Here is a 9,353-nt window from a genome sequence, read left to right as displayed (position 1 = left end):
GATCGCGGTCGCGCGCGGCCAGCTGGTGCTCGGCAACGTCGGGCTGGCGCTGGAAGGCTTCCGCAAGGCGCAGCGCGAAAACCCGGCGAGCGCCGCGGCGCTGGCGGGCATCGGCGACTGCTATTCGGCGATGAGCCGGTTCGACCTCGCGCAATCCAATTACGAGGCGGCGCTGGCGCTCGCGCCGCACGACCGAACGCTCCTCCTCGGCCTTGCTGCCGTGTTCGAGCGCGGAGGGCAGCCGATGCGGGCAATGGCCGTTCGCGCGGAGGCGAACGCGATTGTGCAACCCGCGCCGGCGGCGGCGACTGTGGCCACTGCCGCTGCTGTCGCAGCAGTGGAGACGCGACCTGTTGTCATGGACATGGTTACCATCGCTCCGCAGCCACCGGCACCTGTTGCAACCAGCGTCATCGCGTCGGTTCCGCAAGCCGTAACGGCGACAACGATGGTCCTTCCGAAGGTCGCAGCGCCCGCTGCTGCCGGGATCTCGACCGCTCCTCCCGAGCCTGCGCTGGCAGCGCGGGTCGAACAGGCGGTCAGGGTGCCGGCCCCTTCGATCGGCAGTGTCACCGTGGAGCTACCGCCCGCGCGGCCTGCGCATCGGCTGGAAGCGCAAGCACCGGTGCTTGCGTCCTCGCAGTTCGACGATGACGATCAGGCTCCCGCTTCCTCCGTTACCGTGGCGCTTCCTCCTGCGCGTCCGGCGCCTGTCGCCAAGCGCGAGGCTGTCGCAGAGCACGCTCCCATGATGGCTCAGGCACTCTCGCCCCGGCTGGAGCGGCTGACGTCCGGCGAGGTTGCGCTGGTCACGACCGGCAAGCCGATCTGGAACCGGCCGCAGAACCTGCTCGCGGCTGCGAGCAGCGTCCGCTGGGTTGCGCTTGCGCGGCCCGGGACCAGGCCCAACATCCAGATCCTCAATGCCGCGCGCAGCCAGGGACTCGCAGCGTCTGCCCGTGCAGTCCTGCTCGACCGCGGCTGGCGCAAGCTCGACATCGGCGATGCGCCTGCAATCGAGGCCAAGAGCGTGGTGCTCTATCCCAAGGGCCGCGAGAAGCTCGGCAAGAGCCTCGCCGCGCAGTTCGGCATCGCCGCGCGCATGGTCGAGCGCGACGTTCTCGTGCTCGTGCTCGGTCGCGACTCCGTCGACAGGATCTCCGGCCCGCGCAAATCATGATCCTTGGCTTGCTCGCTGCTGCGAGCGTCGCGGCGCAGACGCCCGCGACGCAACCCATCGACCGGTCCGTGTTGCAGGATGCCTCTCACGCCATCGAGGCGGGCAGGCTGAAGGAAGCGAAGCTGCTGATCGCGCGGGCGATCTCGCAAGGAGCAAGGGGAGCACCGGTCGAGCGCCTGACGGCGGACGTCGCCTTTGCCTCGCGCAAATATGTCGAGGCGTGGAGCGCCTATCAGCGCCTTGCGCAGTCGCCCGACAAGCAACCGAGCGATTGCGAGAAGGGCGCCATCGCCGCCCTCGAGATCGGCAGAACGGCGGACGCGAAACCGCTGGCCGAGTGCGCGGTGGCTTCGACGGGCGCCTCATGGCGCGCGTGGAATGCGCGCGGCGTGCTTGCGGACTTCGAGCAGGACTGGGCGATGGCGGACGAATCCTATGCCCGAGCGCACCAGCTTGCTCCGAACGAAGCCCGGATCATCAACAACCAGGGTTGGTCGAAGCTGCTGCGGGGCGACTGGGCCGATGCGGTTCCATTCTTCGAACTCGCGGCGACGCTCGACTCCGGGTCGCGACGGATCGTCAACAATCTCGAGCTAGCAAAAGCGGCGCTTGCGGCGGATCTGCCGCAAAGGCGTGCCGGCGAGAGCGACCGTGCATGGTCGGTGCGGCTGAACGATGCGGGCGTCGCCGCCGAGCTGCTCGGCGACCGCAAGCGGGCAGCAGCGGCGTTCACTCAGGCGCTCGATGCCAGCCCGGTGTGGTACGACCGGGCTTCCAACAACCTCAAACAATTGAGCCAGAATTGAACCTGATCGCTGCCGCGCCGCTCTGGCTGATCCTGATCTTCGCTCTCGCCATGATCGCCGCCGCGATCGAGGATGCGGCACGATACCGAATCTCGAACCTCACGAGCCTCGTCGTTCTCGCCGGCGCAGTCGTGGCTGCGATCCTCGCCGGCCCGTCCTGGTCGCTGTGGCAGAACGGCGCGGTCTTCGCCGTGCTGCTGGCGCTCGGCACCGCGGCCTTCTCCGCCCGCCTGCTCGGCGGCGGCGACGTCAAGCTGTTTGCCGCGGCAGGCCTGTGGTTCGACCCCGTGTCGGCGCTGATGTTCATCGCGCTGGTCTTCCTTTCCGGCGGCGTTGTCGCCGTCGCTTACCTCGCGACGCGGCAATGGCGGCTCCGCGGCAGGGACAAAAAGAGCTCGCGCGTTCCGTACGGCATCGCGATCGCGCTGGGAGCCTTGGCCGTGGTCGTGCTCGACAGCCGTGCCCTTGGCCATCACGAGCGTCCGCTCGCTCCGCTAACGATCAAGCCGCACAAATCCTAGCGACTCGGAACGGTGGCTCGCGAGTCGCTGGCGATTCGCATCGGCCCGGCGGTTCTTTCCCATTCTGGCACAAGCACATGAGCAAATTTTTGTATCGCTCCTGCAGCGATCCGGCCGTGCCACATCAGCAGTGAGAGTCGTTTTACGGACAATGTTAAATGCAATGTAAATGGTTAACGAACCCAAAAACCCGCGCAGCTGCCATGTAACGCGCTCAAACGAGTCTATTGGAGTATCGAAGGAATAGCACCACTGTCCAGAAGAAAGCATAGAACAAGTCCGCAAGTTCAAAGAAAATATCCTGCCTGTTCTATGTATATAGTACTTTAGTTAACCTTTTTCCTCTTTCCGATTTGCTCTTTCGAATCCGGCTGCGGTATGCCGATTCGGCATCACCAGCTTGCAAAGGATGCTGACTAGTGTTCTTGTCTGATGATTGACGGGGGTGTCGGGGCTCTCCGTTAACCTATCTCGTTGATCGGTTCGCCGAGCCCCAATTCTTCGTCTGCGCGGCAAAAGACGACCTCCCGGGTCTGCCTGGGAGATCACGACAGGGGTGACATATGCGCTACGACGACGCTTCCCAGGCAGGACTGGACAGCCATTCCGATACCGTTGCGCGGCCGGACGTGGATACGCTCGCTCCGGGCAATTACGGCCCGGCTACCGGCAACGCCATTACTGGCGCGGGAACGAGCACGGGGACTTCAGGCGCCGACAGCGTCGGGGCTGCCCCCGCAGCAATCGTCGCGGTGCAGGGAGCGGGCGGCCAGGCCGTGCTCGCCAACGGCGCCTTCCAGGCGACCGGCCAGTATGGGGCGCTGTCGATCGATGCCGAGGGTAACTTCAGCTATGTCCGTAATCCGGGTACGCCCGACGGCGTCCAGGACGTCTTCAACTACACGCTCGCGGATGCGAGCGGGGACAATGCGTCGACCACGCTGACCATCGACATCGGCCAGGTCGCCGCCGCCGCCGCGGGACAGGGCATCATTAACCTGCCCGCCGGCGTCGAGATGTCGGACATCCACGTCAATGGGCGCGACCTCGTCATCGACATGCCCGACGGCAGCCAGATGGTGATCCCGGGGGGCGCCGTATTCGTCCCGCAAATCATGATCGGCGACGTGCAGGTTCCGCCGACGAACCTCGCCGCGCTTCTGATCGATTCCGAACCGCAGCCCGCGGCCGGCACGCCGCAGAGCAGCGGCGGCAATTTCGCCGAGCCGGTCCCGCCGCTCGATCCGGGCGTTCCGCTTGGCGACCTCATCCCGCCGACCGAGCTCAGCTACACGCCGCCCGAATTCGAGGAGGTGAATCAGTTCATCGACCGCGAGCCGACCGTCGTCATCCAGACGCCGGACTTCCCGGCCGGCGCGGTCGATGCGTCCGAATCCGTCAATGAGAAGGGTCTTCCCGTCCGCAACGGCGCCGAGCCCGCCGGCTCCGGCGAAATCGCCGACGGCGACGGCACAAACAACAGCGACGGCACCGAGACCAACACCGGTGCCATCGTGTTCACTGCCGAAGACGGGCTCGAGAGCGTCACGATTAACGGCGAGGCCGTTACCGAAGTGGGGCAGCAGATCGCCGGCGAATTCGGCACGCTGACGATCACCGGGATCGACCTCAACAACGGTCAGATCACCTACAGCTACACGCTCGGCGACAATACGAGCGGCGACGCGACCCAGGACGTGTTCGCGATCGTGGTCACCGACGACGACGGCGACCAGGCGACTGGATCGCTGACCGTCAACATCGTCGACGACGTGCCGACCGCGCGCAACGACACTGACACCACCGACCTCGTCAACCATGTCGCCACCGGCAACGTGATGACGGGCGCCGACACGACCTCGGGCGCGGCGGGTGCCGATACGGTGGGCGCAGACAATGCGACGCTCACCGCGGTGTCGAGCAACAACAACGGCAATTCGGACGCGAGCCTCGATTCGAGCGGCAATCTGGTCGTCGACGGCGAGTTCGGAAGCCTGACGATCAAGGCCGACGGCAGCTACACCTATACCGCGCACCAGGGCGCGCCGGGCGGCTCGACCGAAGTCTTCACTTACACGCTGACCGACGGCGACGGCGACACCACGCAGGCGACGCTGACGATCACCAATCCTGACCACACGCCGAGCGTCGGCGAGAACGGTCTCGTCCAGCTCGACGACGATGCGCTTGCGGGCGGCAATTCCGGCGGCACCGGGGACGATCCGGACTCGGTCAACACCACCGGCACGCTCAGCGGATCCGGCGGCGACGGTCAGCTGACCTTCGCGCTCACCGAGGCGGGCGCGCCCGACGGCTTCACCTACCAGCTGCAAAGCAACGGCTCGCTGTGGGTGATGCAGGGCTCGACCCATGTCCTCACCGTCACCGTCAACGGCGCCACCGGCGCCTATACGGTGACGCAGGTCGCTCCGATCGACCACCCGGCGGACGCGAACGAGAACAATGTCGCGTTCGACGTCAGCTATACGGTGACGGATTCGGATGGCGACACCGCCACCGGCCACCTGCCGATCAACGTCGACGACGATACCCCGATCGCGCGCAACGACACCGACGCGCTCGCCAAGGGCGCGGACAGCACAGACGGAAACGTCCTGACAGGCGCAGGAACGACCAGCGGCTCCGCCGGCGCCGATTCACCGGGCGCGGACGGCCTCCCGAACGGCGTCACCGGCATTCACGCCGGAACGAGCGGATCCTTTGCCGACGTGACGAGCGGCGGCACCGTCGTGCACGGTACGTTCGGTGACCTCGTCATCCATTCCGACGGCACCTACACCTACACGCTGAGCGGCAACCAGGGCGCCGGCGGCAACGAGGTCTTCACTTACGAGATCACCGACGCCGACGGCGACGTTTCCACCGCGACGCTGACGATCGGGGTGCCGGCGGACTCGATCCCGGTTGCAAGCGATGCATCGGCGCTCGTCGACGATGACGGCCTTCCGGCCGGCAATCACGACAGCGCGCCGGGCGACGACACCCAGAGCCCGGATCCGGACAGCGATGAGAGCACCTTCTCCGGAACGCTGAGCGCCAACTTCGGCACCGACGGCCCAGGGACCTTCACCTTCTCATCCGACATGGACGGCAAGGTCGTCACCATCGGCCAGGAGCAGGTGACGTATCACGTTGCAGGCAACGTGCTGACGGCCGAAGTGTCTGCTGGTGACCGCACCGGGCTGGATCTGTTCACCGTCACGCTGAATTCCAACGGGACCTATACGGTCGACCTGCAAAACAACATCCTCCAGGTCGACGACGGCACGAACACGGAGAACAACGCGACCGCGGCGATCGGCTTCACGGCGCACGACAGCGACGGCGACACCGACACCGGCACGCTGTCGATCTCGTTCGACGATGACATTCCCGTCGCGATCATCCCGCCGCCCGATCCGCAGGATCCGGAAGCCCCGCCGCCGCCGTTGGTGCACGGGCTGGTCGACGAGGACGATCTGTCGATCCGCAATGGCGACAACGTCGACGGCAACCACGATAATGCGCCCGGGGATGACGACCCGATCGACGCGTCGGGCGATTCCGATCCGACCACGACCGGCGGCCTCGCCGGCAGCCTGGCCGCTTTGTTCAACGGTGGTGCCGATCAGCCGCTGACGTTCGCGCTCAGCGACGACACGTCGGGCCTCCCGACGCTGACCTCGGGCGGCGTCCCCGTCACATATTCTGTCGACGGCAATGTCCTGACCGCGTCAGCCGGCAGCGAGACGGTGTTCACGCTGACCGTGAACCCCGATGGCAGCTGGTCCTTCGATCTCGTCGGCGCGCTCGACCATGCGCCGGGCGATTTCGAGAACAATATCGACCTCGACCTCGGCTCGATTGTCGTTGCGACGGACGCAGACGGCGATTCCGCCACTTCGGCCGACGGTGCCTTCATCGTCACGGTCGACGACGACCTTCCGACGGCGATCATCCCGCCGCCCGATCCCGAGCATCCGAACGACCCGCCGCCGCCGCTGGTGACCGGCCTCGTCGACGAGGACGATCTGTCGGTCGCAAACGGCGACAACGTCGACGGCAACCACGACAATGCGCCCGGGGATGACGATCCGGTCGACGCTTCGGGCGATTCCGACCCGACCACGACCGGCGGCCTCGCCGGCAGCCTCGCGGCACTGTTCAACGCGGGCGCCGATGTACCGCTGACGTTCTCGCTCAGCGGCGACACGTCGGGCCTTCCGACGACACTGACCTCGGGTGGCGTCCCCGTCACTTACGCTGTTGACGGCAACGTCCTGACTGCCTCGGCTGGGAGCGAGACCGTGTTCACGCTCACCGTTAACGCGGACGGCAGCTGGACCTTCGACCTCCAGGGCGCGCTCGATCATCCCCAGGCTGGCACCGAGGACAACCTCCTGATCGACCTCGGCTCGATCGTCGTCGCGACCGACGCGGACGGCGATCCGGCGACGGCGGCTCCCGGCGCCTTCGTCATCAATGTCGACGACGACATGCCACAGCCGTTCGACGAGGCGAATTGTCCGCAGGTGCAGGTGACCAACGATGCGGGTTCGCACGCCGTGGGGCAGTTCGACCTGCCACCCGTTGGCGCGGACCAGCCCGCGACGCTGACCTTCGGAGTCACCGAGGGGCAGGCAGTCCTCGACTCCGAGGGCCATCCGGTGATGGCCGAGGGCCAGGAGCTCTTCTACTTCGTCAATGACGCCGGCGTTCTCGAGGCACGCGAAGGCGGCGAGGGCGGCGATGTGGCGTTCACCATCACGCTCAACCAGGATGGGTCGTTCGCATACGACCAGCTCATCGACATCACGTCGACGACGTCTGTGCACATCGACAATCTCGAGAGCATCGGCGGCGGCAACGTCGACGCGAAAGCGATCGACGTTCCGGATTCGCCGTTCGACCTGATTCTCAGCACGCAATCCGACAACACGATCAACACGAACCAGAACTTCATCGGCGCGGCGACCGGGCAGAGCCTGGAGAGCGGGGACGCGGTTCGCATCGACTTCGTGCAGGACGCCTTCACCACCGGCAGCGGCGGCGGCGCGGTCCTGAACTTCGGCGAATATTATGACGCGACCAGCTACCGGCAGGACGTCGGGGGGCTCAATTCGGTCCAGTTCGCGGACTTCACGGTCAGGGCGGTCACGGTCGTCGAGAGCGGCAGCCCGACGGGCACCGCAGCGGACGGCGACAACGTCTTCTACGGCGATACGAACGACACGCTCGTCGCCGATACGCAGCTCAACATCTATGATGCGGACGGCAACCTGGTCGACGTCGCCGCTTACAATGCGGGCAATCCGGCCGGCGATCCCGACCTTGTCGTGACCGACAATGGCGACGGAACGTGGAACATCACGGGCCTGCCGCAGTCGTTCGACTTCGAGATCACCTCATCGACTCCTTTCAACGCGGTCGAAGTGCAGGCGCTCGAGAGCAGCGACACCTTCAAGCTCGGCGTGATCGACATGACCCAGGTCGTCCAGACCTCCGTCGAAATGTCCGTTCCTGTCGTGCTGACGGATGCCGACGGCGACCCGGTCACTTGCGACATCGATCTGATCCTCGGCCCGCCCGCCAGCTCGCCCGACGTCCGCGTCCAGGTCGATGAGGCCGCGCTGAACGACGTGGGAAGCAATCCGGGCGATACTTCCGAAGCGGTGAGCGGCGACCTCAGTGACGTCGTCTCCGGCGGATCGGGAACGACGACCTTCGCGCTTCAGGGCGATGGCTCCGGGGCGCACGGGACGCTCGTGCTGAACAGCGACGGGACCTACACCTACACGCTGGCGACGCCCATTGACGGCACGACCGCCGACAATGGCACCAATGTGGTGCCGACCGTCGAGACCTTCACCTACGAGATGATCCAGAACGGCGAGGTCGTCGGGACGGGCACGATCACGGTCGACGTTCGCGACGATATCCCAACTGCTACGGCCGACACCAACAGCGTCGACGAGGGCGGCTCGGTCACGGGCAATGTCGAGACGAATGACGTGTTCGGTGCGGACGGCAAGGACTCCGGCGGCGGGGTGAGCGGGGTCGAGGCGGGCAGCCACCCGACGGACGTGGTGACGACCGGGGTCGGCAGCGCGATCGTGGGTACTTACGGCACGCTGACGCTCAATGCGGACGGCAGCTACACCTACACAGCGACGCCGAACTCGAATCCGCCTGCGGATGCGACCGACGTCTTCACCTACACCATCACGGATGGTGACGGGGACAAGTCGACGGCGACGCTGACGATCGACGTCAATGACGTGACCCTGGGCGTGAGCGACGACGAGGCTTTGGTCAACGAGGCGGGTCTTGCGAGCGGCTCGAACCCGGGCTCGACCAGCGAGACCGATGCCGACGGCCAGATCACGGTCACCGGCGGGACCACCCCGTACACGTTCGCGCTCGACGGCAGCGGCACCGGCACGCACGGCACGCTGACGCTCAACCCGGACGGCAGCTACAGCTACACGCTGACCAGCCCGGTCGACGGCACGACCGCCGACAACGGCACCAACACGGTGACCAACGTCGACTCGTTCGCCTACACCGCGACCGACGACAACGGGAACACGGTCCACGGGACGATCAACGTCGACGTGATCGACGACGTGCCGACGGCGCATGCCGACACCAACAGCGTCGCCGAGGGCGGCTCGACCACCGGCAACGTCCTGACCGACGGCACCGACGACGTGCTCGGGGCCGACGGTGCGGCGGCGGGCGGCGCGGTGACCGGCGTTGCGACCGGTAGCGACACGACCAACCCGGTGAGCGGCAATGTCGCCAGCAACATCGCGGGCGCCTACGGCACGCTGCACCTCAACGCGG

4 protein-coding genes are annotated in these 9,353 nt (G+C 66.3%); all 4 read left to right on the top strand.

Annotated features, from left to right (window positions below):
* Positions 1–1,180 (top strand): LytR C-terminal domain-containing protein (locus GH737_RS10415; protein WP_196233104.1); only part of this gene is annotated, 1,180 nt, incomplete at its 5' end.
* Positions 1,177–1,986, top strand: a complete 810-nt coding sequence (locus tag GH737_RS15325; protein WP_196233103.1) for a tetratricopeptide repeat protein — start codon at positions 1,177–1,179, stop codon at positions 1,984–1,986. The genes GH737_RS10415 and GH737_RS15325, both read left to right, overlap by 4 nt.
* Entirely contained in the window at positions 1,983–2,507 is a 525-nt protein-coding gene (locus GH737_RS15320) for an A24 family peptidase (RefSeq protein ID WP_196233102.1), read from the top strand. The genes GH737_RS15325 and GH737_RS15320 overlap by 4 nt, the downstream gene beginning before the upstream one ends.
* 563 nt (positions 2,508–3,070) lie before the next feature.
* On the top strand, positions 3,071–9,353 hold a 6,283-nt coding region (locus GH737_RS10405; protein WP_196233101.1), incomplete at its 3' end, for a T1SS-143 repeat domain-containing protein.

Source organism: Sphingomonas segetis, from assembly GCF_009720245.1.
Classification (GTDB): Bacteria; Pseudomonadota; Alphaproteobacteria; order Sphingomonadales; family Sphingomonadaceae; genus Sphingomicrobium; species Sphingomicrobium segetis.
Note: the sequence above shows the minus strand (reverse complement) of the source record. Positions and strands in the feature narration are given on the sequence as shown.

What these genes read in the sequence shown, in the direction of transcription:
- GH737_RS15325 (WP_196233103.1), top strand. Translation starts at nt 1,177, where the DNA reads ATGATCCTTGGCTTGCTCGCTGCTGCGAGCGTCGCGGCGCAGACGCCC.